This is a genomic window from Mesorhizobium montanum, from assembly GCF_033977145.1.
Classification (GTDB): domain Bacteria; phylum Pseudomonadota; class Alphaproteobacteria; order Rhizobiales; family Rhizobiaceae; genus Mesorhizobium; species Mesorhizobium montanum.
In genome coordinates, this window is sequence record NZ_JAVIJF010000008.1 from 238,280 (window position 1) to 264,777 (window position 26,498).

At 65.0% G+C, this 26,498-nt stretch carries 26 protein-coding genes and 1 tRNA gene; 19 read left to right on the forward strand and 8 right to left on the reverse strand.

What is annotated here, in order from left to right:
- Positions 1-42: 42 nt before the first annotated feature.
- Positions 43-1,125: a heat-inducible transcriptional repressor HrcA gene (hrcA, locus tag RFM68_RS13570; protein ID WP_320233480.1), complete on the reverse strand. Its 1,083-nt coding sequence runs from the start codon at positions 1,123-1,125 to the stop codon at positions 43-45.
- A 177-nt stretch (positions 1,126-1,302) separates the two neighbouring features.
- Here hrcA and rph point away from each other — a divergent pair, with 177 nt between their 5' ends.
- The 6 genes from rph to RFM68_RS13600 all read left to right on the forward strand — a co-directional run bounded on the left by rph (position 1,303) and on the right by RFM68_RS13600 (position 5,280).
- A complete protein-coding gene (gene rph, locus RFM68_RS13575) occupies positions 1,303-2,019 on the forward strand; it encodes a ribonuclease PH (RefSeq protein ID WP_320233481.1) in 717 nt (238 codons plus the stop codon).
- Positions 2,020-2,248: 229 nt separating this feature from the next.
- Entirely contained in the window at positions 2,249-2,659 is a 411-nt protein-coding gene (locus RFM68_RS13580) for a VOC family protein (RefSeq protein ID WP_320233482.1), read from the forward strand.
- Positions 2,659-3,336, forward strand: coding sequence for an RdgB/HAM1 family non-canonical purine NTP pyrophosphatase (gene rdgB / locus RFM68_RS13585; RefSeq protein ID WP_320233483.1), 678 nt, complete (start codon positions 2,659-2,661; stop codon positions 3,334-3,336). Before RFM68_RS13580 ends, rdgB begins: the two co-directional genes overlap by 1 nt.
- Positions 3,333-4,505: a radical SAM family heme chaperone HemW gene (gene hemW / locus RFM68_RS13590; RefSeq protein ID WP_320233484.1), complete on the forward strand. Its 1,173-nt coding sequence runs from the start codon at positions 3,333-3,335 to the stop codon at positions 4,503-4,505. Before rdgB ends, hemW begins: the two co-directional genes overlap by 4 nt.
- Positions 4,506-4,599: 94 nt before the next feature.
- Positions 4,600-4,920: a hypothetical protein gene (locus RFM68_RS13595; protein WP_320233485.1), complete on the forward strand. Its 321-nt coding sequence runs from the start codon at positions 4,600-4,602 to the stop codon at positions 4,918-4,920.
- A gap of 36 nt (positions 4,921-4,956) precedes the next feature.
- Entirely contained in the window at positions 4,957-5,280 is a 324-nt protein-coding gene (locus RFM68_RS13600; protein ID WP_320233486.1) for a low molecular weight protein tyrosine phosphatase family protein, read from the forward strand.
- A gap of 295 nt (positions 5,281-5,575) precedes the next feature.
- On the opposite strand, the gene RFM68_RS13605 is transcribed toward RFM68_RS13600, so the two are convergent.
- Positions 5,576-5,764, reverse strand: coding sequence for a hypothetical protein (locus tag RFM68_RS13605; protein ID WP_320233487.1), 189 nt, complete (start codon positions 5,762-5,764; stop codon positions 5,576-5,578).
- A gap of 157 nt (positions 5,765-5,921) precedes the next feature.
- Between RFM68_RS13605 and rsmI the strand changes: the two genes are divergently transcribed.
- Entirely contained in the window at positions 5,922-6,818 is an 897-nt protein-coding gene (gene rsmI, locus RFM68_RS13610) for a 16S rRNA (cytidine(1402)-2'-O)-methyltransferase (RefSeq protein ID WP_320233488.1), read from the forward strand.
- Positions 6,808-7,188, forward strand: coding sequence for a YraN family protein (locus RFM68_RS13615; RefSeq protein WP_430694854.1), 381 nt, complete (start codon positions 6,808-6,810; stop codon positions 7,186-7,188). The genes rsmI and RFM68_RS13615 overlap by 11 nt, the downstream gene beginning before the upstream one ends.
- Positions 7,189-7,332: 144 nt before the next feature.
- On the opposite strand, the gene RFM68_RS13620 is transcribed toward RFM68_RS13615, so the two are convergent.
- Entirely contained in the window at positions 7,333-8,139 is an 807-nt protein-coding gene (locus tag RFM68_RS13620; protein ID WP_320233489.1) for an undecaprenyl-diphosphate phosphatase, read from the reverse strand.
- Between the two features lie 213 nt (positions 8,140-8,352).
- Here RFM68_RS13620 and RFM68_RS13625 point away from each other — a divergent pair, with 213 nt between their 5' ends.
- The 11 genes from RFM68_RS13625 to RFM68_RS13675 all read left to right on the forward strand — a co-directional run bounded on the left by RFM68_RS13625 (position 8,353) and on the right by RFM68_RS13675 (position 20,619).
- Positions 8,353-9,045, forward strand: coding sequence for a glutathione S-transferase family protein (locus tag RFM68_RS13625; RefSeq protein WP_320233490.1), 693 nt, complete (start codon positions 8,353-8,355; stop codon positions 9,043-9,045).
- Positions 9,026-10,162: a tRNA epoxyqueuosine(34) reductase QueG gene (gene queG, locus RFM68_RS13630; protein ID WP_320233491.1), complete on the forward strand. Its 1,137-nt coding sequence runs from the start codon at positions 9,026-9,028 to the stop codon at positions 10,160-10,162. Before RFM68_RS13625 ends, queG begins: the two co-directional genes overlap by 20 nt.
- Positions 10,163-10,401: 239 nt before the next feature.
- The gene (locus tag RFM68_RS13635) at positions 10,402-11,286 is read left to right on the forward strand and encodes an SDR family oxidoreductase (RefSeq protein WP_320233492.1); all 885 of its coding nucleotides are present in this window, start codon (positions 10,402-10,404) and stop codon (positions 11,284-11,286) included.
- Between the two features lie 74 nt (positions 11,287-11,360).
- Positions 11,361-12,437, forward strand: coding sequence for a penicillin-insensitive murein endopeptidase (gene mepA / locus RFM68_RS13640; protein WP_320233493.1), 1,077 nt, complete (start codon positions 11,361-11,363; stop codon positions 12,435-12,437).
- A gap of 586 nt (positions 12,438-13,023) precedes the next feature.
- Complete coding sequence (locus RFM68_RS13645) at positions 13,024-14,043, forward strand: glucokinase (protein WP_320233494.1); 1,020 nt, start codon at positions 13,024-13,026, stop codon at positions 14,041-14,043.
- Between the two features lie 408 nt (positions 14,044-14,451).
- Positions 14,452-16,323, forward strand: a complete 1,872-nt coding sequence (locus RFM68_RS13650) for an ABC transporter ATP-binding protein (protein WP_320233495.1) — start codon at positions 14,452-14,454, stop codon at positions 16,321-16,323.
- Positions 16,320-17,141: a 4-hydroxy-tetrahydrodipicolinate reductase gene (dapB, locus tag RFM68_RS13655; RefSeq protein WP_320233496.1), complete on the forward strand. Its 822-nt coding sequence runs from the start codon at positions 16,320-16,322 to the stop codon at positions 17,139-17,141. Before RFM68_RS13650 ends, dapB begins: the two co-directional genes overlap by 4 nt.
- Before the next feature lie 46 nt (positions 17,142-17,187).
- On the forward strand, positions 17,188-17,808 hold the full coding sequence (locus RFM68_RS13660) for a 2,3-bisphosphoglycerate-dependent phosphoglycerate mutase (RefSeq protein ID WP_320233497.1): 621 nt from the start codon (positions 17,188-17,190) through the stop codon (positions 17,806-17,808).
- A 327-nt stretch (positions 17,809-18,135) separates the two neighbouring features.
- Positions 18,136-18,220 (forward strand) — tRNA-Leu (locus tag RFM68_RS13665).
- Between the two features lie 408 nt (positions 18,221-18,628).
- Positions 18,629-20,314 carry an FAD-dependent oxidoreductase gene (locus RFM68_RS13670; RefSeq protein ID WP_320233498.1) on the forward strand — a complete coding sequence of 562 codons (1,686 nt, stop codon included), beginning with the start codon at positions 18,629-18,631 and terminating at the stop codon, positions 20,312-20,314.
- A complete protein-coding gene (locus RFM68_RS13675) occupies positions 20,314-20,619 on the forward strand; it encodes a UBP-type zinc finger domain-containing protein (RefSeq protein ID WP_320233499.1) in 306 nt (101 codons plus the stop codon). The genes RFM68_RS13670 and RFM68_RS13675 overlap by 1 nt, the downstream gene beginning before the upstream one ends.
- A gap of 170 nt (positions 20,620-20,789) precedes the next feature.
- Here the strand turns inward: RFM68_RS13675 and RFM68_RS13680 are convergent, their stop codons facing one another.
- The 5 genes from RFM68_RS13680 to RFM68_RS13700 all read right to left on the reverse strand — a co-directional run bounded on the left by RFM68_RS13680 (position 20,790) and on the right by RFM68_RS13700 (position 26,111).
- Positions 20,790-20,960, reverse strand: coding sequence for a hypothetical protein (locus RFM68_RS13680; protein WP_320233500.1), 171 nt, complete (start codon positions 20,958-20,960; stop codon positions 20,790-20,792).
- 138 nt (positions 20,961-21,098) lie between these two features.
- Positions 21,099-21,920, reverse strand: a complete 822-nt coding sequence (locus tag RFM68_RS13685; protein WP_320233501.1) for a maleate cis-trans isomerase family protein — start codon at positions 21,918-21,920, stop codon at positions 21,099-21,101.
- 55 nt (positions 21,921-21,975) lie between these two features.
- Complete coding sequence (locus tag RFM68_RS13690) at positions 21,976-23,217, reverse strand: D-amino acid dehydrogenase (RefSeq protein WP_320233502.1); 1,242 nt, start codon at positions 23,215-23,217, stop codon at positions 21,976-21,978.
- A gap of 291 nt (positions 23,218-23,508) precedes the next feature.
- On the reverse strand, positions 23,509-24,678 hold the full coding sequence (locus tag RFM68_RS13695) for a trans-sulfuration enzyme family protein (RefSeq protein WP_320233503.1): 1,170 nt from the start codon (positions 24,676-24,678) through the stop codon (positions 23,509-23,511).
- The gene (locus RFM68_RS13700; RefSeq protein ID WP_320233504.1) at positions 24,675-26,111 is read right to left on the reverse strand and encodes a pyridoxal-phosphate dependent enzyme; all 1,437 of its coding nucleotides are present in this window, start codon (positions 26,109-26,111) and stop codon (positions 24,675-24,677) included. The genes RFM68_RS13695 and RFM68_RS13700 overlap by 4 nt, the downstream gene beginning before the upstream one ends.
- Positions 26,112-26,498 lie beyond the last annotated feature (387 nt).

Genomic DNA, 26,498 nt, shown 5'->3' on the forward strand with positions numbered 1-26,498 from the left:
CGAAATTCAGGTCAGGCCGGCATTACCTGAATATCGATACACCTAACGGAGCATGCGCGAAATCAGCTGAGCGGTATAGTCGACCATCGGCACGATGCGGGCGTAGTTCAGGCGCGTCGGGCCGATGACGCCGAGCGCGCCGATGACGCGGGCGTCCTTGTCGCGATAGGGCGCGACGACCAGCGACGAACCGGAGAGCGAAAACAGTTTGTTCTCCGAACCGATGAAGATGCGCACGCCCGGCCCTTCCTCAGCGAGGTCGAGCAGCTGCAGCAGCCCGTCCTGCGTTTCCAGGTCCTCGAACAGGTGGCGAAGCAATTCGATGTCCGCCTGGGCGGTGACGTTTTCCAGAAGGTTGGCGCGGCCGCGCACGATGAGACGCGCCGGCAGGCCGCTTTCGGCGCCGGCCCAGACCGCGAGGCCCTTCTCGACCAGATCCTGCGACAATGTGTCGAGCGCCGCCCTGGTCTCGTCCTTGATGCGGGCGATCTCGATGCGCGCCTCGGCCAGCGTGCGGCCGCGAATATGGGCGTTGAGGAAATTCGAGGCCTCATGCAGCTGCGACACGGTGGTGCCGGCGGGCAGGTCGACGACGCGGTTCTCGACATCGCCATTCTGCGACACCATCACCGCGAGTGCCTTGGTCGGCTCGAGCTGGATGAATTCGATGTGCTTCAGCGCCACCTCGTTCTTGGAGGCGAGCACGAGCCCGGCGCCGCGCGACATGCCGGACAGCATCTGGCTGGCCTCGGTCAGCATGTGTTCCAGCGTCGCGCCCGAGCCTGAGGCGCGCACCTGCGCCTCGATGATGCGGCGCTCGTCATCGGAAAGGTCGCCGAGCTCCATGAAGGCATCGACGAAGAAGCGCAGGCCGGTCTGGGTCGGCAGGCGTCCGGCGGAAATGTGCGGGGCATAGATCAGGCCCAGATGCTCGAGGTCGCTCATCACGTTGCGGATGGTGGCCGGCGACAGCGAAGAGGGCAGGATGCGCGACAGGCTGCGCGAGCCGACCGGTTCGCCGTCACGCAGGTAAGAATCGACAATCCGCCGGAAAATATCGCGCGAGCGCATGTCGAGTGACTGGAGCACCGGCGACTGCGATGTCGGATCGACTGGTTTGTTCATTCCGGCGAGAAACCTCCTGTCAAAAGATATAGACTTAAGCCACACCGGCGCAACCCGGTGCCGCGTTCGCGGTCACGGTGCCGCCTTTTCCTTTGCGACCCCTTTTCCTTTGCGACTTGCGTCGCATGCGTCTAAAAGCCGGCCACGATTCCGAAAAACGAGAAGAAAGCAGGCCGAATGCGCCCCTCCAAACGCCAAGCCGACGAAATGCGCGCCATCTCCTTCGAGCGCGGCGTCTCCAAGCATGCCGAAGGCTCGTGCCTGGTGAAGTTCGGCGACACGCATGTCTTGTGCACGGCGAGCCTGGAGGAAAAGGTGCCGGCCTGGATGCGCAATTCCGGCAAGGGCTGGGTGACGGCCGAATACGGAATGCTGCCGCGCTCGACCGGCGAGCGCATGCGGCGCGAAGCCTCCGCCGGCAAGCAGGGCGGCCGCACGCTGGAGATTCAGCGGCTGATCGGCCGGAGCTTGCGCGCCGTGGTCGACCTGCAGGCGCTCGGCGAACAGCAGATCACCGTCGACTGCGACGTCATCCAGGCCGATGGCGGCACCCGCACCGCCTCGATCACCGGCGGCTGGGTAGCGCTTTACGATTGCCTGCGCTGGATGGAAGCCCGCCAGATGGTGAGCGTCGCCAAGGTGCTGAAGGACCATGTCGCGGCGATCTCCTGCGGCATCCATGACGGCCATCCGGTCATCGACCTCGATTACATTGAGGATTCATCGGCCGGCACCGACGCCAATTTCGTCATGACCGGCAAGGGCGGCATCGTCGAAATCCAGGGCACCGCCGAGGGCGAGCCGTTTTCGGAAGGGCAGTTTTCGGAGCTGATGGGATTGGCGAAGAAGGGCATCTCGCGGCTGGTGAGCTTGCAGCAGATGGCGGTGGCCTGACGTTTAGTGCGATGAGGTCAGCGATCCTTCACACCCCCCTCTGGCCTGCCGGCCATCTCCCCCGCAAGGGGGGAGATTGGACGTCACCTCGGGTTTCGCCAACCACCAACTTTGAGACGCCGTCGGCGCAGCTGCTGATCTCCCCCCTTGCGGGGGAGATGGCCGGTTTACCCTCCGAAGCTGCAGCGCAGCTGCTGCGAAGGATGGGCAGGCCAGAGGGGGGCGCCTCGTGATACCCTCCGCGATCCTGGAATCGGCGCTTTACGTCACCGACTTGCAAGCTGCAGAACAATTCTACCGCGACATCATTGGCCTCGAAGCCTTGGGCAAGGTCGAAGGCCGCCACGTCTTCTTCCGCTGCGGCGACGGGGTCTTGCTTCTCTTCAACGCCGAGGCGACGAGAATCCCGCCGGCACGCGACGCCAGGCTGAAGGTGCCGCCGCACGGCACGGCTGGCGAGGGTCATCTGTGCTTTGCGGCAAGCGCCGATGAAATCGCCGGCTGGCGCAGGCATCTGGCGGCAAAAAACATCGCCATCGAAAGCGATTTCGAGTGGCCGCAGGGTGGCCATTCGATCTATATCCGCGACCCTTCGGGCAATTCGATCGAGTTCGCCGAGCCAAGGATCTGGGGTTTTTGATGCATTCCCTCAACGGAAAGAAGATCGTCGTCGCCAGCCACAATCAAGGCAAGCTGCGCGAATTCGCCGACCTGATGGCGCCGTTCGGCTTCGAGGCGAAGTCGGCCAAGGAATACGGCCTGCCGGAACCGGACGAAACCGGCACCACCTTCGAGGAGAACGCTTACATCAAGGCGTTTGCCGCGGCCAAAGCCACCGGCCTGCCGGCGCTGTCGGACGATTCAGGCCTCTGCGTCGACGCGCTCGACGGCGCGCCGGGTGTCTACACGGCCAACTGGGCCGAGACGCCGGACGGCAGCAGGGATTTCGGCATGGCCATGCGGAAAACGGAAACGGCGCTGCAGGAAGCCGGCGCGACCGGCCCCTCGGAGCGCACCGGCCGCTTCGTCGCCGTCATCTGCCTGGCCTTTCCGGACGGCGAAGCCGAGTATTACCGCGGCGAGGCGGAAGGCACGCTGGTGTGGCCGCCGCGCGGCACGCTCGGCTTCGGTTACGATCCGGTGTTTTTGCCCAATGGCTTCGACAAGACTTTTGGCGAGATGAGCGCGGAAGAAAAGCATGGCTGGAAACCCGGCCAGGCGACGGCGCTTTCGCACCGCGCCCGCGCCTTCCAGAAATTCGCGCAGGCACGCCTGGATTTGGCCCGATTGGATCTGGCGCGATCGGGACCCGCATGAGCTTGGTGACCATACCGCTCGACCGCAGCCCCGGCTTCGGCGTCTATATCCACTGGCCGTTCTGCGCGGCCAAGTGCCCTTATTGCGACTTCAACAGCCACGTCCGCCACCAGCCGGTCGACCACGAGCGTTTCGCGCGCGCCTTCGAAACCGAACTGGCGACCATGCGTGACCGCACCGGGCCGCGCGAGGTGACCAGCATCTTCCTCGGCGGCGGCACGCCATCGCTGATGAAGCCGGAAACGGTGGGCGCGGTGCTGGAGGCCGTGGCGAAAAACTGGACTGTGCCGGCCGGCATCGAGGTGACGCTGGAGGCCAACCCGTCCTCGGTCGAGGCCGACCGGTTCCGCGGCTATCGCGCCGCCGGCGTCAACCGCGTGTCGCTTGGCGTGCAGGCGCTGAACGACAGGGACCTGCGCTTCCTCGGCCGGCTGCACAATGTCGAGGAGGCGCTGCATGCCATCGGTCTTGCGCGCGAGATCTTTCCGCGGCTGTCCTTCGACCTGATCTATGCGCGGCCAGGCCAGACGCCGGAGGCCTGGCGGGCCGAGCTGGAGCAGGCGATCGGCCATGCCGCCGACCACCTTTCGCTCTACCAGCTCACCATCGAGGAGGGGACGCCCTTCCACGCGCTTTACGCGGCGCGCAAGTTTACCCTTCCCGACAACGATCATGCCGCCGACCTCTACGCGCTGACGCAGGAGGTGACGGCGGCGCATGGGCTGCCGGCCTATGAGATTTCCAACCACGCGCGGCCGGGCGCGGAAAGCCGGCACAATCTGACCTATTGGCGCTATGGCGAATATGTCGGCGTCGGGCCGGGCGCGCATGGCCGCTTCGTCGAGAACGGCCGCCGCACCGTGACGATAGCGGAACGGATGCCGGAGACCTGGGCCAATCTGGTCGAGGCCAAGGGCCATGGCATCACCGGCGGGGAGATCCTGACGCGCACGGAAGAGGCCGACGAATTCCTGCTGATGGGGCTGCGGCTCGCCGAAGGCATCGACCTTCAACGCTACGAGGCGCTGGCGGGGCGCGGTCTTTCGAGCGCGCGGCTTTCGGTGCTGCAAGAGGAAGGGCTGGTCGCGCCGGTCGGCAATGCCCGCCTCCGCGCCACGAGCACCGGCATGATCGTGCTCGACGCGGTGGTGGCGGATTTGGCGCGCTAAAACAGCGGTCACCTGATTTATCGGCCTGCTCGATGATGTTAGTATTTGGCTTGTCTAGCCGAATAGCTTTTCCATGTATCCGATGGGACCTGCAATGAAGTTCCTGATCCATGAGACGCTGCGAACTTTAAACACGGACGACGTTTTTGAGTTTGGATTGACCGAGATTTCGAAATCTCGTGAGGATCCCGACCTCTATGAAGCAGTGACCGTGTTCATCAGAAACCAGAAATCGAAGAAACACAAAACGCCGGGCCTGAGCGAGTTTGACGTCGTGCGCAACTTCATGACCTACGTTGGGATAAATTTAAGAGCAATTGCAAAAGACGACTCGATAGAATTTGACTTGAACGGACTTACTCTGGATCAATACATACCGCTCACGAAATCAATACGCGAGATTATGGACGAGTAACGCTGGTTGGCCCATCCATAGGGATATCCGTTAGCCTTGAAGAACGTCCTCTTCGTCTGCAGCCATAACCGATTGCGCAGCCCGACCGCCGAGCAGGTGTTTTCCAAACGGCTCGACATCGAGGTCGAATCGGCCGGCACCAATCGCGACGCCGACAATCCATTGACGCATGAGCTGGTGGCCTGGGCCGACATCATCTTCGTCATGGAAAAGGCGCATCGCGCCAAGCTGCAGAAGAAGTTCCGCGCGAGCCTGAAAAGCGCCAGGGTGATCTGCCTGGATATACCGGACGACTACGACTTCATGGACCCGGAACTGGTGAGGCTGCTGGAGGCGAAGGTCTCTAAACATCTGGGCTGAATGGCGTAGTTGAGCGGCCGAGCACCGCGCCTTCGTCATCCTCGGGCTTGACCCGAGGATCCATGCCGTGGCCTTCGCCGAAGGACGCGGCGGGGCAGAATTTTGCACCGCTGGCAAAGCTTCGATGTAACGGCATGGATCCTAGGGTCTGCGCGCGTCGCTTCGCTCCTTGCTTCGCCCTAGGATGACGAAGTCGCGGTGGACGGCCCCAACTACGCAGGCTGCTTCGCGCCTGCTCCGCCCTAGGATGACGAGACGAAAGCGGTCTTCGCCGCTCGCGAAGGTCGCAAACTGCTTAGGCGTCGTGCTTCTGGCGGTGCTTGCCGCGATGCTTTTCGCCGTGGGACTCGCCATCGCGGACCTGCTTCTGGTCGGCCTTGTCGCGGCCGCCGCCTTGCTGGGCGGCGATCGGATGTGAGGGAATGCCCTCGCGGGCGGTTTTGCTTTCAAGTCGGCTGATAAAAATGTCGAAGCGATTGGGCATCGTTCGGTCCTGCCTCCTCCCGGGGAATCAGGGGTTAAATTCGCCGTTGCCGGTTTCGTTCCTCACTATGGCAAAGGCATGGCGATTTCCTTACATCGACCTCACGTTTTGCAACGAGGCGTGAGCCATGCCAAACAGGATGGATGGAGGGCCATCCTTGACCGGCGACAAACGCAGCTATGTGATCGGACAAACCGCGATCGCGGCAAGGCCGCTTCAGCCGGCGCTCTATCTGGTGGCGACGCCGATCGGCAATCTGGGCGACATCACGCTGCGCGCGCTGGAGACGCTGGCCGCCGCCGACATCGTCGCCTGCGAGGATACGCGCGTGTCGCGCGTGCTGCTCGAACGCTACGGCATCCGCCGCCGCACCACGGCCTATCACGAGCACAATGCGAGCGAGGCCGGGCCGAAGCTGATCGCCGCACTCGCGGCCGGCCAAAGCGTGGCGCTGATTTCGGATGCCGGCACGCCGCTGGTCTCCGATCCCGGCTACCGGCTGGTCGGCGAGGCGCTGGAGCAAGGCATCCGTGTCGTGCCGATCCCGGGGCCCTCGGCGGCACTCGCCGCGTTGACGGCGTCCGGCCTGCCGTCCGATGCCTTTTTGTTCGCCGGGTTTCTGCCTGTTAAAGCTGGGCAAAGGCTGACAAAGCTGGAGACCTTCAGGCAGGTGCCGGCGACGCTGATCTTCTTCGAATCGCCGCGGCGGCTGGCGGAGACGCTTGCCGCCATGGTCGAGGCGCTGGGTGGCACCCGCCAGGCCGCAATCGGGCGCGAACTGACCAAGACATTCGAAGAGATGCGCACCGGCACGCTCGCGGAGCTCGCCGGCCACTATGCGGCGGCCGACACGCCGAAGGGCGAGATCGTCATTTGCGTCGGCCCGGCGGACGCAACCAAGGACCAGCCAGCCGACATCGACCGGCTGCTTTTGTCGCTCGCGGCCGAAATGCCGGCATCCAAGGCAGCTGCCGAAGCGGCAAAGATGACCGGCGGCCAGAAGCAGGCGCTCTACCGACGGCTGCTGGAATTAAGAGAAGGCGATGGTGGCTGAGCGTTCGGCCGGCCGTCGCCGAAAAGCCTATCGGCGCGGCCATCGCGGCGAATGGCTGGCGGCGTTGGCGCTGATGCTGAAAGGCTATCGCATACTTGCCCGCCGCCATCGCACCAAGCTCGGCGAGATCGATTTGATCGCGAGACGCGGCGACCTCGTGCTGTTCGTCGAGGTCAAGGCGCGGCGAACGCTGATCGAGGCGATGGAAGCAATCGGCCATGAATCGGAGCGGCGCATCGAGGGCGCCGCGGATATCTGGCTGTCGCGCCAGCCGGACTATGGCAGGCTTTCGATGCGTTTCGACATGGTGGCGGTGCTGCCCTGGCGCTGGCCGGTGCATGTCGAGAACGCGTTTTATGGGCGGAACTAGGCCGCTTTTACCCTCCCCCTTGTGGGCAGGGTCGGTGAGCAAGCGACGCGAAGCGTCGGTGGCGAACCGGGCGGGGGTACGGCGCCGCCCCCACCCCGATCCGCTTTGCGGATCGACCCTCCCCACAAGGGGGAGGGTGGGCGCTCACCCCCAGACCATCAGCGCCACCAGCCCGACGATGCCCACCGCCAAGCGCCACCAGCCGAACAGCGAATAGCCGTTGCGCGAGACGTAATCGAGCAGGAAGCGGACCACGATCAGCGCGGTGACGAAGGCGGCGACGAAGCCGATGGCGATGATCGGCAGGTCGGCCGAAGTCAGCACATTGCGGTTCTTGTAGAGGTCGAAGGCGAAGGCGCCGACCATGGTGGGCATGGCGAGGAAGAAGGAGAATTCGGCTGCCGCGCGCTTGTCGACGCCCATAAGCAGCGCGCCGACGATGGTCGAGCCGGAGCGCGAGGTGCCGGGGATCAGCGACAGGCACTGGAACAGGCCGATCTTCAGGTAAAGGCTGGTCGGGAATTGCTCGACATCGTGATGGACCGGTTTCAAGTTGATGCGGTCGACGACCAGCAGCACCACGCCGCCGATGATCAGCATGATGCAGATCAGCCGCGGCGATTCGAACAGGATGGTCTTGATGAAATCATGCGCCAGCGCGCCGATGACCGCCGCCGGCAGGAAGGCAATGAGGATGCCGATGACGAAATGCCGGGTCTGCGGATCGCTGGGCAGCTTGATCAGCATCTGCCAGAGGCGGCTGAAATAGACGCTGAGTATCGCCAGGATCGCGCCGAGCTGGATCAGGATCTCGAAAGCCTTGCCGGTGGAATGGAAGCCGAGGAAATGGCCGGCAAGCAGGATGTGGCCGGTCGAGGACACCGGGATAAACTCGGTCAGGCCCTCCAAAAGCCCGAGCAGCAGCGCTTCGACGATGGTCTGGCTTTCCATGGCAACCTCTGATCTGGAATGAAGGCTGGAGCATGATGCCGAAAAGTGTGAAGCGGTTTTCGGACGACATCATGCTCCAAAGGACGGGTTTGCTTGTCATGGGGCGGAAGTCCCCCTATAGGTCGCAACACCCATGACAGCCCCTGGAATCGGGCGGCCAAGACTTACCGGCGCGGCCGGCCAATTGCCAGTGCGCCCTATCATCGCGGAACCATGCTGACGCTTTTCCACCATCCGATGTTCGCCACCTGCCGGTTCGTCCGCCTCGCCTTCGGTGAGTATGGCGAGGAACTGGCGCTGATCGAGGAAAAGCCGTGGACAAGGCGCAAGGAGTTCCTGGCGCTGAACCCGGCCGGCACGCTGCCGATCCTGCTTGCCGAGGGCGACGTGCCGATCGTCGGCGCCATGGTGATCGCCGAGTATCTCGACGAGACGCGCGGCGTCTTGAAGCGCGACAAGCGGCTGTTCGCCGAAGACCCGATGCAGCGGGCCGAAATCCGCCGGCTGACAGACTGGTATCTGAGCAAGGCCGAGAGCGAAGTGACCCGCCATCTGGTGCGCGAGCGCGTGCTGAAGCCGGTGATGCCGGAAACCGCCGGCGGCGGCTCGCCGGACTCGGCGGCGATCCGCGCCGCGCGCGCCAACATCCGCCAGCACATGAAATACACCAACTGGCTCGCCGGCACGCGCCATTGGCTGGCCGGCAGCAAGGTGACCTATGCCGACCTCGCGGCGGCGGCCACACTTTCGGTGCTCGATTATCTCGGAGAGATCGACTGGCGCGAGCATAGCGCGGCGCGCGAATGGTATACCCGCGTCAAATCGCGGCCGTCGTTCAGGCCGCTGCTCTCCGACCGGGTGCGCGGCCTGTCGCCGGTATCGCATTATGCGGACCTCGATTTCTAAAACGCGGACCCTGCGCGCGCTCATCGACGCGGAGGCGAAGCGCGCCGGCTTCGAGGCGGTCGCCGTGACAAGCCCGGGCGCGATCCCGCTGGCGCCGGCGCGGCTCGCCGAATTCGTGTCCGATGGTTTCCACGGCTCGATGGACTGGATCGCCGAGACGGTTCAGCGGCGGGCCGAACCCTCGACGCTGTGGCCGGAGGTGCGCTCGATCATCGTATTGGCCATGAACTACGGCCCGGACCACGATCCGCGTCAGATACTGGAGAAGCATGATCGCGGCGCGATCTCGGTCTATGCGCAAAACCGCGACTATCATGATTTGATGAAGGGCCGGCTGAAGGAAATCGCCGGCAAGATCGTCGCGCGCGCCGGCGGCGATGTAAAAGTGTTCGTCGATACCGCACCGGTGATGGAAAAGCCGCTGGCGGAAGCGGCGGGGATAGGCTGGCAGGGCAAGCACACCAACCTGGTCAGCCGCGCGCATGGCTCATGGCTGTTCCTCGGCACGATCTTCACCACGGCCGAGCTGGAGCCCGATCACGCCGAGATCGACCATTGCGGGTCCTGCCGCGCCTGCCTCGACGTTTGCCCTACCGATGCTTTCCCGGCGCCCTACCGACTCGACGCGCGACGTTGCATCTCCTACCTCACCATCGAGAACAAGGGGCCGATCCCGCGCGAATTCCGCGAAAAGATCGGCAACCGCATCTATGGCTGCGACGATTGCCTCGCCGCCTGTCCGTGGAACAAGTTCGCGAGCGCGGCTTCAGAAGCCAAGCTTGCCGCGCGTGACGATCTTCGCGAGCCGCCTCTGTCGGAGCTGCTGAAGCTCGACGATGCAGCGTTCCGCGCTTTCTTCTCGGGCTCGCCGGTCAAGCGCATCGGCCGCGACCGCTTTTTACGCAACGTCCTGATCGCCGCCGGGAACTCGGGCGATGCCGCGCTTGCCAGCTCTGTACGGACCTTGCTAGGCGATGTCTCGCCATTGGTGCGGGGCGTGGCTATCTGGGCGCTGGCGCGGCTGGTGCCACACGCGGAATTCAGCGAGCGCGCCGCCAGCGGGCTGAAGACCGAGGACGATGCAACGGTCCGCGAAGAATGGCTGGCGCCACTATAAGATGAGGTCGATCCATGAGCGAAAAACGCTTCTTCATCTTTGGCGCCGGCTATTCCGGCAGGGCATTTGGTCGGGCTAATACCGGCTGGCACGGTCTGCGCTCTACGAATACCCCCACCCCTAACCCCTCCCCACAGGGGGGAGGGGAACTCGCGTCAGCGCCAACCTTGGCAGAGCTACCGAATCGGATCGGAAAGGCCGCGCGGCAGCGTTCCCTCCCCCTTGTGGGGAGGGGTAGGGTGGGGGTCCCCCTTCGCAAGAAACTCATTTGCGATAGCCCTGAGGCCGGGGCGACGGCGATCTTCGGCACAACACGCGCGGCTGAAAAATTCGAAGCATTGCGCCAAGCCGGCATCGAGCCCCTGCAATTCGACGGCTCGCTGTCGCCGGACCTGAGCGGTGCGCTTGAAAAGACGACGCATCTCATCATCTCGGTCGCGCCCGACGAGGCCGGCGATCCGGTGCTCAACGTCGCCGGCGATGCGCTCAAGGCAAACATGCCGGCGCTGGAATGGATCGGCTATCTCTCCACCGTCGGCGTCTATGGCGACCATGGCGGCGCCTGGGTGGACGAGACCAGCGCGTGCCGGCCGGTGTCGAAGCGCTCGGTGATGCGGGTGGCGGCCGAACAGGAATGGCTGAAGCTTGGCCAGGAGATCGGAAAACCGGTGGCGATTCTGCGTCTCTCCGGGATCTATGGCCCCGGCCGCAATGCGCTGGCCAATATCGAGGACGGAACGGCGCGGCGGCTGGTCAAGCCTGGCCAGGTGTTCAATCGCATCCATTGCGACGACATCGCCGGCGCGCTCTGGCTTCTGGCCGACAAAAACCTGGGCGGCATCTTCAATGTCACCGACGACGAGCCGGCGCCGCCGCAGGATGTCGTCACTTATGCCGCCGGGCTGATGGGCGTCGAGCCGCCTCCGGAAATTCCTTTCGAGACCGCCCAACTTTCGCCCATGGCGCGTTCTTTCTATGGCGAGAACAAGCGCGTCGCCAATGCGGCGATCAAGGCGGCCGGCTATCGCTTCCAGTTTCCGGATTACCGGGTGGCGCTGGAGCGGATGTGGGCCGACGGCAACTGGCGGGACGGAGAGCCGCGCAGCCCGATGAGAGGCGCGTGATCGAAGCGCGGCGCGCGACATGGTATGATTCGCGTCCCAACGCCGACGGACGACTGGAGAGGGGACCCAGCCTGATGAATTTGCGATCCCTGCCTGACCGCAAACCGTTCCTGACCGCCGCGCTGGCGCTGGTGACCCTGGCCGCATTGGCGGCCGGCGCGATTTCGGCCGAGCCCCGCGCGAAGGACCTGTTCGGCGCGCGAAAGCTGCCGGCCTTGGCACCCGCGCAATCCTTCGGCTTCTACTCCAAGGGCTGCTTCACCGGCGGCGTGGCGCTGCCGATGGACGGCCCGACCTGGGAAGTGATGCGCCCCTCGCGCAATCGCCGCTGGGGACATCCGGCGATGATCGCGCTGATCGAAAAACTGTCGCGCGACGCGGTCGCCGACGGCTGGCCGGGCCTTTTGATCGGCGATATCGCGCAGCCGCGCGGCGGGCCGATGATGACCGGCCATGCCTCGCACCAGATCGGGCTGGACGCCGACATCTGGCTGACGCCGATGCCGAAGCAGCCGCTGACCACGGCGCAGCGCGAGACCATGAGCGCGACGCTGATGGTCGACGAAAAGACGCATCTGGCGAAGGACGCGCTGTGGACACCGGCACATACGCGGCTGCTGAAACGCGCGGCGAGCTATCCGGAGGTCGAGCGCATCCTGGTCAATCCCGGCATCAAGAAGAAGCTTTGCGACACCGTCACCGGCGATCGCTCCTGGCTGCGCAAGGTCCGGCCGTTCTGGGGCCATGACTATCACTTCCATATGCGCATCGGCTGCCAGCCCGGCTCGCCCTTCTGCAAGCGCCAAGAGGCGACGCCGGACGACGACGGCTGCGGCAAGCCGCTTGCCTGGTGGTTCACCGAGGAGCCATGGCGGCCGAACAAAAACCCCGATGCGCCCAAGGCGCGCGACCTGATGACGATGGCCAACCTGCCGAAGGAATGCCAGGCGGTGCTCGACGCGCCGGACGCGCCCTCGCTGGAGGCGGTGACCTATCCTGGCGGCGGCGCTGCCGCGGTCGCCGAACCGCAGCCAACCGAGCCGGCGCAAACGATTTCCAGCGGCGACGCGGCGCTGCCGGCGGCGGCGAGCGCGTTCGCGCCGACACCCAAGATCGGTATCCCGCTGCCAAAGCGGAGGCCGGGAAACTAGTGGCGCTGCACAGGGATTTTGACCGGTCGGCTCTGTTTGCGTTGGCAGGCGGCATGCGTTGGAGATTGGCCGAAACGCCCATCGCGATCGTCATTCTAGGGCGGAGCGGGAAGCGAAGCGCACCGCGTAGACCCTAGAATCCATGCCGTTACCTTCGCCAAGGCGTGCAACGGAGCAGAATTCTGCACCGTGGCGGCGCTTCCAAGTCACGGCATGGATTCTATGGTCTGCGCCGCGTCGCCTCGCTCCTTGCTCCGCCATAGAATGACGAGGTTGGGGCGGCCTCGATCAAATCCCGGCGTTTGCGCTGATTTCACGGAAATGAACGGAAAATCTTGTACCAAGACAAACGGCAACCTTGTGTCGGGAAACTAGTGCGTTTCACCGTTCACGGAAACGGCGAAACGCCCTATCTCTTTGCTTTGATGCAATTCCAGACGGAAGGTTACGGCGAAGGCGCCGAGCCTGACCGCCCACACTTCCTGGAATTGCTCTAAGGCGCAAGCGGGCTTCCCCTTTGCGGGGTCATGCGCTAGTCAATCGATTGAAACGGCGCCGCTGCGCCGCAACGAGGACGATCAAGAGCATGGCAGGCGAAGACGAGAAGGGGCTGCGGTTTCCGGTCCTGATCGGCGACATTGGCGGCACCAATGCGCGCTTCTCGATCGTGCTCGACGCCAATTCGGAAGCGACGGAACCGCAAATCGTCCAGACGGCCAATTTCAAGACCATCGACGAGGCGATCCAGGCGGCGGTGCTCGATCGTTCGTCGATCCAGCCGAATTCGGCGGTGCTGGCGATCGCCGGACCGGTCGATGGCGACGAGATCCCGCTGACCAATTGCCCCTGGGTGGTGAGGCCGAAGCAGATGTTTGCCAATCTGGGCCTGAGCGAAGTCGTGGTGCTCAACGATTTCGAGGCGCAGGCGCTGGCTGTGGTGGCGCTCGGCGAAGAGCATATGGAAAAGATCGGCGGCGGCACGCCAGAGCCCAATGCGGGCCGCGTCGTGCTCGGTCCCGGAACCGGGCTCGGCGTCGCCGGGCTGATCTACGCGCTCAACCACTGGATCCCGGTGCCGGGCGAGGGCGGGCATATGGATATCGGCCCGCGCACGCCGCGCGACTTCGAAGTGTTTCCGCATATCGACAAGCTCGAAGGCCGCATCTCGGGCGAGCAGATCCTGTGCGGACGCGGGCTGGTCAACGTCTATCGCGCCGTGGCCAAGACCGACGCCAGGCCGGCGCCCTTCACCACGCCGGCCGAGGTCACGGCGGCAGCGCTCTCCAAATCCGACGCGGTGGCACAAGAGGCGCTGGCGCTGTTCGTCACCTGTCTCGGCCGCACCGCCGGCGACCTGGCGCTGGTGTTCATGAGCCGCGGCGGCGTCTTCCTGACCGGCGGCATCGCGCAAAAGATCGTGCCGGCGCTGAAGGCCGGCAATTTCCGCGCCGCCTTCGAGGACAAGGCGCCGCACAGCGCGCTAATGCGCGAAATGCCGGTCTATGTCATCACCCATCCGCTGGCGGCGCTGCTTGGGCTTGCCGCCTATGCCAGGACGCCGTCGCTGTTCGGCGTGCAGACGGCGGGGCGGCACTGGCGGGCCTAAGGCCAGGAGGCGACCTGGGCGGGGCCAACATCTGCGGTTTGGTCCGTCGACGTGCTTCGTCATTCCAGGGCGAAGCAGGAGCGAAGCTTCGTCGCGCAGACCCTGGAATCCATGCCGTGACCTTGATCGAGGGCTGCAGCGGAGCAGAATTCCGCGCCGCAGCCGCGCTCGTGCCCCCCGGCATGGATCCTCGGGTCTGCGCCGCGTCGCTACGCTCCTTGCTCCGCCCGTGGATGACGAAGCGACGGGCGTTTCCAGCTAATCTCCAACCTGTGCGCTTTTGGGCAGAAACCCCGAGCTGTGAGTCATCCGCGACGAAGTTTCGCCATAGGCAAGCCGCAGCCGGGGCGCTAAGAGGGTGCGGAAAAGCACCCTGACGTTTACGAGAACCCACGAAGCGCTTCCGATTTGACACTTCAAAATCCAAACAAGCCAAAAGCCCGGCCGGCCGAGGTCACGGCGGTGCTGCGCCGTATCGTCGCTGAAAACGGCTACGACCATCGCTGGTCCTATGCGGTCGTCATCGTCTGCTCGCTCTTGGTTTCGGGCGCGACCGCCTTCTCGGCCTGGGTCATGGCGCCGATGGTCAACGAGATCTTCTACGAACGGCGCGGCGACGCAATCTACTGGATCTGCGCCGGCTTCATGGGCGCGTTTCTCGTGCGTGGCTTCGCCGGCTACGGCCAGGCGATAGCCTTGGCCACGATCGGCAACAATCTGGTGGCCCGCTACCAGAAGCGCATCTTCGAACATCTGATGAAGCTCGGCGTCGATTTCTTCAACGACACGCGTTCCGGCCGCCTGGCGGCGCAGATGGACGAGAATGTCGGCGGCATCCGCGATCTCTTGTCGCTGACACTGATTTCGATCACCCGCGACGCGGTGACCCTGATCGGCCTCGTCGCCCTCATGGTCTATCAGGATCCGGTTTTGTCGCTCAGTTCGCTGCTGATCGGGCCGCCGCTGATCTGGGCCGTCATCTACATCACCCGCCGGGTGCGCAAGATCAACCGGGAATCCGTGCTGATCAACTCCCGGCTGAGCGGGTCCGTGCAGGAGGCCACGCAAGGCATCGCCATCGTCAAGGCCTTCACCATGGAGGACGAGCTGGCGCGCCGCATCGGCATCATGGCCGACACCGCCGAGCAGCGCAGCAACAAGATCGCCCGCGTTTCGGAGCGGCTGTCGCCGATTTCCGACATGCTGGCCGGCCTCGCGGTCACCGCTGTCATCGCTTATTCCGGCTACCGGGCGCTCGTGCTGGGCCAGCCGCCGGGCGCGGTGTTTTCCTTCATCACCGCGCTGATCCTCGCCTACGATCCGGCACGGCGGCTGGCGCGCATGCAGGTGACGATGGAACGCGCGCTGGTCAATGCGCGCATGATCTACGAGCTGCTCGACCTCGAGCCGAAACAGAGCGATGCTCCCGACGCCGTCGAAGCCAGGGTCGCCACCGGCGCGGTGCGGTTCGACAATGTGACGTTCGGCTACAGCGCCGACATGCCGGTGCTGCGGGACCTGAGCTTTACCGCCGCCGCCGGCAAGGTAACGGCGATCGTCGGCGCTTCGGGCGCCGGCAAGTCGACGATGGTGGCGCTGCTGCAGCGCTTCTACGATGTCGACAAGGGCTCGATCGAAGTCGATGGCCAGGACATCTCGAAGGTGACCAAGCGGTCGCTCCGCCAATCGATCGCGTATGTCTCGCAGGCGCCCTATCTGTTCGAGGGCTCGATCCGCGACAACATCCGCTACGGCCGGCTCTCGGCCACCGACGCGGAGATCGAGCAGGCGGCTCGCCAGGCCGCCGCCGACGAGTTCATCCGCCAGCAGCCGCAAGGTTACGACACGCCGGTCGGCGAAGGCGGCTCGACGCTGTCGGGTGGCCAGCGCCAGCGCGTCTCGATCGCGCGCGCCATCGTGCGCCAGGCGCCGATCCTGCTGCTCGACGAGGCGACCTCGGCACTCGACAATGAAGCGGAAGCGCGCGTGCAGGAAGCGCTCACCCATGTCATGGAAGGCCGCACCACCATCGTGATCGCGCACCGGCTGTCGACCGTGGTCAATGCCGACCGCATCATCGTGCTGGAAGAAGGACGGCTGGTCGAGGACGGCACGCATGCGACGCTGATGGCCGACCCGCACAGCATCTATGCCCGCTTCCACCGGATACAGGGCAAGAAGGGGCTGGGGCTTGTCGACGACGTCAAGGCAAGCCAAACTTCGGCCCAAACTCCGGCGCCGCGCGGCCGCGCCAAGAAGACCGTCAGGAGAAGCGCATGAGTGAATCCGGCGATATGGGCCTTGTGGTGGTGGGCGCCGCCGGCCGCATGGGCCAGACGCTGATCCGCGCCATCCACACCATGCCCGGCGCGCGCGTCGCCGCCGCGGTCGAGCGGCCGGACTCGGCCCATCTCGGCAAGGATGCAGGCGAGCTCGCCGGGATCGGCATCATCAATGTGCCGATCGTCGACGATCCGCTGCCGGCCTTCGCCAAGGCCGACGGCGTGCTCGATTTCACCGCACCCGCGGCAAGCGTCGAATTCGCCGGCTATGCCGCGCAGGCGCGCATCGTCCATGTCATCGGCACTACCGGCTGCTCGGCCGACGACAATGCCAGGATCGCCGCCGCCGCGCGCCATGCCACGATCGTCAAATCCGGCAATATGAGCCTCGGCGTCAATCTGCTGGCGGTGCTGGTCGAGCAGGCCGCGAAGGCGCTCGATGCCGACGATTTCGACATCGAGATCCTGGAGATGCATCACCGGCACAAGGTCGACGCGCCGTCCGGCACGGCGCTGCTTCTCGGCGAAGCGGCGGCGAAAGGACGCGGCATCGACCTCAAGGACAACAGCGTGCGGGTGCGCGACGGCCATACCGGGGTGCGCAAGGCCGGCTCGATCGGCTTCGCCGCCCTGCGCGGCGGCTCCGTCGTCGGCGACCACAGCGTGATCCTTGCCGGCACCGGCGAGCGCATCACGCTGTCCCACCATGCCGAGGACCGGGCGATCTTCGCGCGCGGCGCTGTAAAAGCCGCGCTTTGGGCCCGCGCGAAAAAGCCCGGGCTTTATTCCATGCGGGACGTGCTCGGCCTGAGCTGAGGCGGTCCCTGTCGTTTTGTCTTACGCAATTCCCAGAGGAGCAGACATGTCGGGAACTCTCGTGCTCGTGCGCCACGGCCAGAGCGAATGGAACCTCAAGAACCTGTTCACCGGCTGGCGCGACGTCGACCTGACCGAGCAGGGCACCGCCGAGGCGCTTACCGCCGGCCAGAAGCTCAAGGCGCGCGGCATGAAATTCGATATCGCCTACACCTCGGCGCTGATCAGGGCCCAGAAGACCTGCCAGCACATTCTCGATGTCGTCGGCCAGAGCGATCTGGAGACGATCCGCGACCAGGCGCTCAACGAGCGCGATTATGGCGACCTTTCCGGCCTCAACAAGGACGACGCGCGCAAGAAATGGGGCGAGGAGCAGGTGCATATCTGGCGCCGTTCCTACGACATCGCGCCGCCCGGCGGCGAAAGCCTGAAGGACACCGGCGCGCGCGTATGGCCTTACTACCTGCACGACGTGCAGCCGCATGTGCTGCGCGGGCAAACCGTGCTTGTCGCCGCGCACGGCAATTCGCTGCGCGCGCTGATCATGGCGCTGGACGGCAAGAGCGGCGAGGAGATCGTCAAGCTCGAGCTCGGCACCGGCGTGCCGGTCATCTACAAGCTCAACGCCGATTCCACCGTGGCGTCGAAGGACGTGCTGGAGGGCTGAGGGGGCGCTTCGGTCGCCAATGTCGAAGCCAGCGCCGCCCCCGGATTCTTGCGAAGAAGGACCCCCACCCTAACCCTCCCCACAAGGGGGAGGGAACGCTGCCGCGCCCTATCCTTCTTGATGGTCATGGTCGAGACCTCAATAATTTGCCGAGATCAGCGCCAGCGGAGTTTCCCCCCCTTGTGGGGAGGGATTAAGGGTGGGGGTATTCGCAGGGCAAAAGCCTCCGGTATGTGTATGCCCCGCTGTAAACGGGGCTGGCCGCGGTGCCGGCTCAAAAAACCGCGTTGACACATATCGTTTGCCCGCTTACATGAGCCCGCACCAGCCCAGATGGCGGAATTGGTAGACGCGCACGGTTCAGGTCCGTGTTCCGCAAGGAGTGGAGGTTCGAGTCCTCTTCTGGGCACCATCCTTCGCTCTTCGAGCTTCGGATGGCAGGCCATCCGAAGTTTTGAGAGCGAAGGGGCGGCCTATTCATCCCGACTGCCAACGGGATAGCACTTCCCAGATTTACGACGTTCGCAATTAGCCGTAGCCTCTGAGCTTCGTCATCCCAGGGCGAAGCAGGAGCGAAGCTCCGTCGCGGAGACCCTGGGATCCATTCCGTGACGTCGAAGCGTCGCGGCGATCCAGAATTCGCTTCGTTGCACTATACGGCTGAGGTCGCGGCATGGATCCTCGGGTCTGCGCCGCGTCGCTACGCCCCTTGCTCCGCCCGAGGGTGACGAACGGATGGGCGCCTTTGCGAACCTCCCCTTCCGGCCAGTCCCCCAACAAACCGCTTCAAACCCGCCGCCCCGGACGCTACGGTCCCGCCATGGCCCCTTCCGTCAGCCCGACCATCGCCACCCGACGCGACCAGATGTTCCCGATCCTGACCGATGCGGATATCGAGCGCATGCGCCGCTTCGGCGTACGCAGAGCCTATGCCGCCGGCGATCGCATCGTGACGGCCGGCACGGTTTCGCCCGGGCTGATCCTCATCCTGTCGGGCAAGGTCGACATCACCCAGGCCGGCGGGCTCGGCCGGCGCGAAGCGATCATCACCTACGGCGCCGGCAGTTTCGTTGGCGAGCTGGCGCAGCTTTCGAACCGGCCGTCGCTGGTCAATGCCGAGGCCGTCGAGCCGGTCGAGGCGATCGTCATTCCCTCGCAGCGGCTGCGTGACCTGATGGTGCAGGAGGCGAACCTCGGCGAGCGGGTCATGCGGGCGCTGATCCTGCGCCGCGTCGGCCTGCTCGAAAGCGGCGTTAGTGGACCGGTCATAATAGGCCCTCCCGGCAATGGCGACGTGCTGCGGCTGCAGGGCTTCCTGCGGCGCAGCGGCCTGCCGCACCGGGCGCTCGATTCGGACACCGACCCTTGCGCCAAGACGCTGATCGAGCGTTTCCATGTCGACCCGCACCACCTGCCGATCGTGCTCTGCCCGAACGGCAAGCTGATGCACAATCCGGGCGAAACCGAGCTCGCCCGCTGCACCGGACTGCTGCGGCCGGTCGATGCCGACAAGGTCTACGACGTGGCGATTGTCGGCGCCGGGCCGGCGGGGCTGGCAGCCGCGGTCTATGCCGCCTCGGAAGGGCTGTCGACGATCGTGCTCGACTGCCGCGCCTTCGGCGGACAGGCGGGCGCCTCGGCGCGCATCGAAAACTATCTCGGCTTCCCGACCGGCATCACCGGCATGGCGCTGATGGCACGCGCCTACAACCAGGCGCAGAAATTCGGCGTCGAGATGGTCATCCCCGACGAGGCGAAGCTGCTCGGCGCCGCCGGCGACGGTGCGCATTACCAGCTTGCCATCGGCGATGGCGAAACGGTGCGCTCACGCGCGGTGGTGATCGCCAGCGGCGCGCGCTACCGCCGCCTCGATATCGCCAACCTGGCGCAGTTCGAGGGAACGTCGGTGCATTACTGGGCCTCGCCGATCGAGGCGCGGCTTTGCAGCGACCAGGAAGTGGCGCTGGTCGGCGCCGGCAATTCGGCCGGGCAGGCGGCCGTCTATCTGGCCAGCCAGGTGCGCAAGGTGACGCTGCTGGCGCGCCGCGGTCTCGACGCCACCATGTCGCGCTATCTCGTCGAGCGCATCGCGGCGCAGCCGAACATCGAAGCGTTGACCGGAACAGAGATCGAGGCGCTGGAAGGCCACAAAGGCAATCTCGAACAGGTGCGCTGGCGCAACCTGGCAACCGGCGAGGAGACGACGCGCGCCATCCGCCACCTCTTCCTGTTCATCGGCGCCGATCCGAACACCGACTGGCTGGCCAATTGCAACGTCGCGCTCGACGCGAAGGGTTTCGTGCGCACCGGGCCGGATGCCGCGCCGGAACGAGGGCTGATGGAAACCAGCCGCGGCGGCGTGTTCGCCATCGGCGACGTGCGCTGCGGCTCGACCAAGCGGGTCGCGGCCGCCGTCGGCGAAGGCGCTCAGGTGGTGGCGGCGCTGCATGCCTATCTTGCGCAGGATGGCGGACACACCGCCGAGAGCAGCACCGGGAGATCGTGATGGATGAATGCAGGCATACGGAGGGCATCAAGGACGTGACGCCAAGCGCGCTCGGCTGCGAGGAATGCTTGAAGAGCGGATCCTGGTGGGTGCATCTCAGGCTCTGCCGCAGCTGCGGCCATGTCGGCTGCTGCGACGACTCGCCCAATCGCCACGCCACCAAGCATTTTCACGCCACGCAGCATCCAATCATCGAAGGCTACGACCCGCCGGAGGGTTGGGCCTGGTGCTATGTCGACGAGGTGTTCATCGACCTGGGCGACGACACGACGCCGCAGAACGGGCCGATCCCGAAATTTGTTTGAGGGGAAAGTCCGCCAGAGCAATTCCAGGAAAAGTGTGAGCGGTTTAGGCTCGGCGACTTCGCCGTAGCCTTCCGCCCGGAATTGCGTCAAAACAAAGAGATAGAGCGGTTCGCCGTTTCTGTGAAAACGGTGAAACGCTCCAGCCGACTTTCGATCGCCGTGGCAGGCCTTTAACGCACCGAGCCCGTGACGGTGCGGTCGACGGCATTGGGATTACGGTCGTTGCCGGCAAGCGCGTCGATGATCAGCAGGCTGACGACAACCGGAACAAACAGGATGGCGACGCGCGTCTGCACGTAGAAGATGGCGCGCCATTCGTTTCGCTTTTCGTCGTTCATCATGCTCGCTCTGTGGTGCCTCCCAGGGGCGGGACATAGAGGCGAAGCGTTAAACATCTCCTTCCGATTCCGTTAACGGGTGGATGATCGGCTTTAATCGCGTGATGCGCTTCCTATCGCCTGAAAGTCCGCCTCCACCGATCAGCTGGCCGGCAGTGCAAACAGCCGGCCGCCGGCCGGCACGACGTCGTCGATGCCGGCGAGACGCAGGCAGTGCCAGGCCATGGCGTGATTGGAGGAGGTGACGGGAATGCCGATGCGCCGCTCCAGGTCCGCCACGGCCTCGGCGACGCGCAGGCTGGTGCAGGAGATGAAGATCGCCTCCACCCCGGGCACGGCCGCCATCGTCTCGGCTGCCGCCTCGATCGAATCCAGCGAGATGCGCGCGGCCTCGCGGTCGTCGCGCCGGTCGAAGGTGGCGACGGCCGCGATGTCGAGGCCGCGTCCGGTGAAGTAGCGGACCAGGCCCTGGTTGATCTCGGGCGCGTAGGGCGTCAGCAGCCCGATGCCCTTGGCGCCGAGCGCCTTGAAGGCGGCTAAAGCGCCGGTGACCGGGGTGGTGCAGGCGACGCCCGGGCGCGCCTTCCTGATCTCGGCGAACACGGCATCCTCGCCGAGCGTCATGGTCGCCGAGGTGCAGCCGAAGCCGACGACGTCGAGCGGGATGCTGGGCAGGATGAGATCGACGGTGGGCGCGATGCGCGGGCCGATGGCGCGCAGCGTATCGGTCGTGATGTCGTTGTCGTTGAACAGCCGCGCCTCGTAGAAGGCGACGCCCGGAATGCGCACCAGCGCGCGGAATTCATGCTCCAGCGTCTGGTCGGTGGCGAGGATCGCCAGCCCGATCGCCGCGCGCGAGGCGAGGCCGCCGTCAATCTCAGATGGCAGCACGCCCAGATCGACTGGCTTGGGATCGACTGGTCCGGAAGCGGGAAGCGGCGCGGCGGCGAGATTGGCGGACATGGCATTGCCTTTCGTATCGGAGCGGGGAACCGGCCCGCTCAACAGGATCCTGCTCTCAGTTCAAAAGACCGTCCATGGAAATAGCTGGCTTGCGGCCGGCGATCAGGTCGGCGGTGATGCGGGCCGAGCCATGCGACATGGTCCAGCCGATATGGCCGTGCCCGGTGTTGAGATAGAGGTTGCGCAAGCGCCGCTGCCCGAACGCGGGCAGGTTGTTGGGCGTCATCGGCCGCAAGCCGGCCCACATTTCGGCGCGGTCGTAGTCGGCGCCTTCGGGATAGAGCTCCTGGGTCACGCCCTTCATGAAGGCGAAGTCGGCCGGTTTGTGGCTGGTGTCGTAGCCGGCGAACTCCGCCGTCGCGGTGACGCGCAACCGGTCGCCGAAGCGCGACACGGCGACCAGATTGTGCTCGTCGATCGCGGCGATGGTCGGCGGGCGCGGCCTGTTGCCGATGGGAATGGTCAGCGAATAGCCCTTGATCGGGTAGATCGGCAGGCTGATGCCGACCGTCCTCGCGATCAGCGGGCTGTATGAGCCAAGCGCCAGCACATAGGCGTCGCCCTTGACGCTGCCCTTGTCGGTCGTCACCTGGGCGACGCCGTCGCCGGAAGTCTCGATGCCGGTGATGGTGGTGCCGGTGCGGATCTCGCCGCCGCGCTCGACCACCTTTGCCGCAAGCGCCCGGGTGAACTTCGCCGGATCGCCGGTCTCGTCGGTCGGGCAATGGATGCCGCCGGCGATTTTTTCCCTCGCGGAGGTCAGCGACGGATCGAGCGCGACGATGGCGTCGCGGTCGAGCACCTTGATCAGCTGGCCATCGGATTCGAGCAGCCGCATGTGCTCGACGCCTTTGTCGAGGGCCTGCTGGCTGCGATAGAAATAGAGGATGCCGCGGTCGTTGCGGTCGTACTCTATTCGCTCGTCGGCAACGACCTCCTGCAGGACGGATTGCGAATAGACGGCAAGGCGATGCTTGAGCAGCGTGTTGCGCCGGGCCTTGTCGGCCGTGCATTCCATCAGGAACAGCCACGACCAGCTGTAGAGCCTGGGATCGGCCGATAGCCTGAAGCGCAGCGCCTGGTCCTTCAGCACCAGCGATTTCAACAGGATCATCGGCGCCTTGGGCGACGACCAGACGAAGGAATGCCCCGGCGCGATCATGCCGGCATTGCCCCAGCTGGTCTCGGCGGCGACCTGTTGCTGCCGCTCGAGGATGATCACCTCGTGCCCGTCCTTCTGCAGCTGATAGGCGGTGGTGACGCCGACAACGCCGCCCCCCAACACGATCACGCGCATGGCGCCTCCGGAGATCGCAAGCCGGGGGACACTGTAGAGTGTAAGCTGCGGTCTGCAAGTGCGCGCATGTGGAGATGCCGGCGGGACAGCGCCCCCTCTGGCCTGCCGGCCATCTCCCCCTCAAGGGGGGAGATCAGATGTCGCGCCGGCTTTCGCCAATCGCCAACGTTGCAGAACGAGCAAGGCGCCGGAACTGCCAATCTCCCCCCTCGTGGGGGAGATGTCCGGCAGGACAGAGGGGGACGCGAAGGATCGCCAGAAGGACCGAGATTTCTGATCCACCCAAGGGGGTCAGGTCGCCAGCGCCTGTTCCAGATCCGCAATCAAATCATCGCCGTCCTCGATGCCGCAGGACAGCCGCACCAGCGAATCCGAAATACCGATGGCGCCGCGCTTCTCCGCCGGGATCGAGCCGTGCGTCATCAAAGCCGGATGCTCGATCAGGCTTTCGACGCCGCCGAGGCTTTCGGCCAGGGTGAACAGTTGCGTACGTTCGAGGAAGCGCTTCGTGCCGGCGAGGTCGCGGTCGAGGTCGACCGAGATCATGCCGCCGAAGGCGTGCATCTGCTGGACGGCGATGGCGTGCTGCGGGTGGCTGGCGAGGCCGGGATAGATGACCCGGCGCACATCTTTTCGCGCCTCCAGCCATTGCGCGATCTTGAGGCCGTTGGCCGAGTGGCGCTCCATTCTGAGCGCCAGGGTCTTGATGCCGCGCAGCGCCAGAAAACTGTCGAACGGGCCGGAGATGGCACCGATGGCGTTCTGCAGGAATTTCAACTGAGCGGCGAGATCGTTGTTGTCGCCGACCACCGCGACGCCGCCGACCATATCGGAATGGCCGTTCAGGTACTTCGTCGTCGAGTGAACGACGATGTCGATGCCGAGTTCCAGCGGCCGCTGGATGTAGGGGCTGCAGAAGGTGTTGTCGGCGACGGTGATCAGCCCCTTGCGCCTGGCCAGCGCCGCGATGCCTTCGAGGTCGACGACGCGCAGCAGCGGGTTGGTCGGCGTCTCGACCCAGAGCAGTTTCGTGTCCGGACGGATGGCGGCCTCGACCGCGGCAAGGTCGGTGAAGTCCGCGAAGCTGACCTGCAGGCCGGCGGAGCGCTTGCGCACGCGCTCCATCAGCCGAAAGGAGCCGCCATAGATGTCGTCGGTGGCGACGATATGGGCGCCGGCATCGAACAGCTCGAGCACCGTGCCGATCGCCGCCAGGCCGGAGGCGAAGGCGAAGGCGGCACTTCCGCTTTCGAGGTCGGCCACGGCACGCTCGAAGGCGAAACGCGTCGGGTTCTGGCTGCGGGCGTACTCAAAGCCCTTGTGCACGCCGGGCGACTGCTGGCCGTAGGTGGATGTGGCGTAGATCGGCACCATCACCGCGCCGGTCAGCGGGTCATGGTTCTGGCCACCATGGATGGTGCGGGTGGAAAAGGCCAGGCGGTTCTTGCCGGTGGACGTCATTTTGCGCGGCGCCTCAGATGGTTGATCAGGTCGATACGGGTTATCAGGCCGATGAATTCGTCGCCATCGAAGACGATGGCGACCTCGTTGCGGTCGAAGACAGGCAGCAGTGCATCGAGCGTCTGGCTGGCCTGCAGCGTGTGCAGGTTCGAGGTCATGGCCGAGCGCACCGGACCGTTGAAGCGGTCCCAGCGGCCGTCATAGGGTCCGTCGACCTTGGCCAGGATATCGCTCTCGTCGACGATGCCGACCAGCCTGCCCTCGTCCAGCACCGGCAATTGCGAGACGTCGGAGCGGCGCATGCGGCCATAGGCGTTGAGCAGGCTTTCGTCCGGGCCGATATAGACGATGTCGCCGGTGCGGGGCGAGCGCATCACCAGGTCGCGCAAATCGCCATGCTGTTCGTGGTCGTCAAGCCCCTGCTCGGCCAGCCAGATGTCGTCGAAGACCTTCGACAGATACTTGTTGCCGCTGTCGCAGACGAAGGTGACGACGCGTTTTGGCGTCGTCTGCTCGCGGCAATAGCGGAGTGCTGCCGACAGCAGCGTGCCGGAGGACGAGCCGGCGAGGATGCCTTCGCGCGACAGGAGATCGCGCACCGCCAGCATGCTCTGTTTGTCTGGAATGGAATAGGCCTTCCTGACCAGCGAGAGGTCGGCATTGGGCGGCACGAAATCCTCGCCGATGCCTTCGACGGTCCAGCTGCCGGCCTCTTGCATCTTGCCGGTCTTGATCAGCGGCGCCAGCACCGAGCCGACCGGATCGGCGAGCACCATCTCGGTCTTGGGCGAATGCTTCGCGAAATAGCGGCCGAGACCGGTCAGCGTGCCGCCGGAGCCGACGCCGACCACCACCGCGTCGACATCACCATCAAGCTGGGAAAAGATTTCCGGGCCGGTCGTCGTCTCATGCGCCAGCGGGTTGGCGGGATTGGCGAACTGGTTGGCATAGAAGGTGCCGGGCAGCTCGGCGGCGATCTTCTCGGCCATGTCCTGGTAATATTCGGGATGGCCCTTGCCGACGTCGGAGCGGGTCATGCGCACCTCGGCGCCCAAGGCGCGCAGATGCTGGATTTTTTCGCGCGACATCTTGTCGGGCACGACGAGGATGATGCGGTAGCCTTTCGGGATGCCGACCTGGGCGAGGCCGAGACCGGTGTTGCCGGCGGTGGCCTCGACGATGGTGCCGCCGCGCTTCAGCGCGCCCGATTTCTCGGCCGCCGCGATCATCGACAGCGCGATGCGGTCCTTGATCGAGCCGCCGGGGTTCTGGCTTTCGAGCTTGATGAACAGCCGGCATTTGCCGGTGTCGAATTTGGTCAGCTCGACGATCGGCGTCTGGCCGATCAGATCGAGCACCGAGGCGTAAGGCGGGCGCAGCCGGGACAAGGCGCCCTCTGCGCCCTCCGGCGCTGCTTTTGCGTGTACGCTCATGTCAGTTGCTCCACGAACCATGGCCGACCACCCTAAGAGCGTTTCACGGAAACGGTGAAACGCTCTATCTCTTTGTTTTTACGCAATTCCGGACGGAAAACCGTTACACACTTTTCCTGGAATTGCTCTAACAGGCGATCAGCGTACCGTCTTTTCCAGCCCTTCGCTGCTTGAAAGAAGATAGATCGTGCCAATCCGGCGGCGAGTAGAGGAATGGAATTTCACGGAGGGCGCTGCACCGCCTCTCAATTGTTGAAGGCCGGCGGGACAGCGCCCCCCTCTGTCCTGCCGGACATCTCCCCCTTTGTGGGTATGGTGGCGCCAGCCTCTGGGATGTCGTCAAAGGCGACAGACAGGGTCCTGTCGCGTGAAGCTGCGACCTATCCC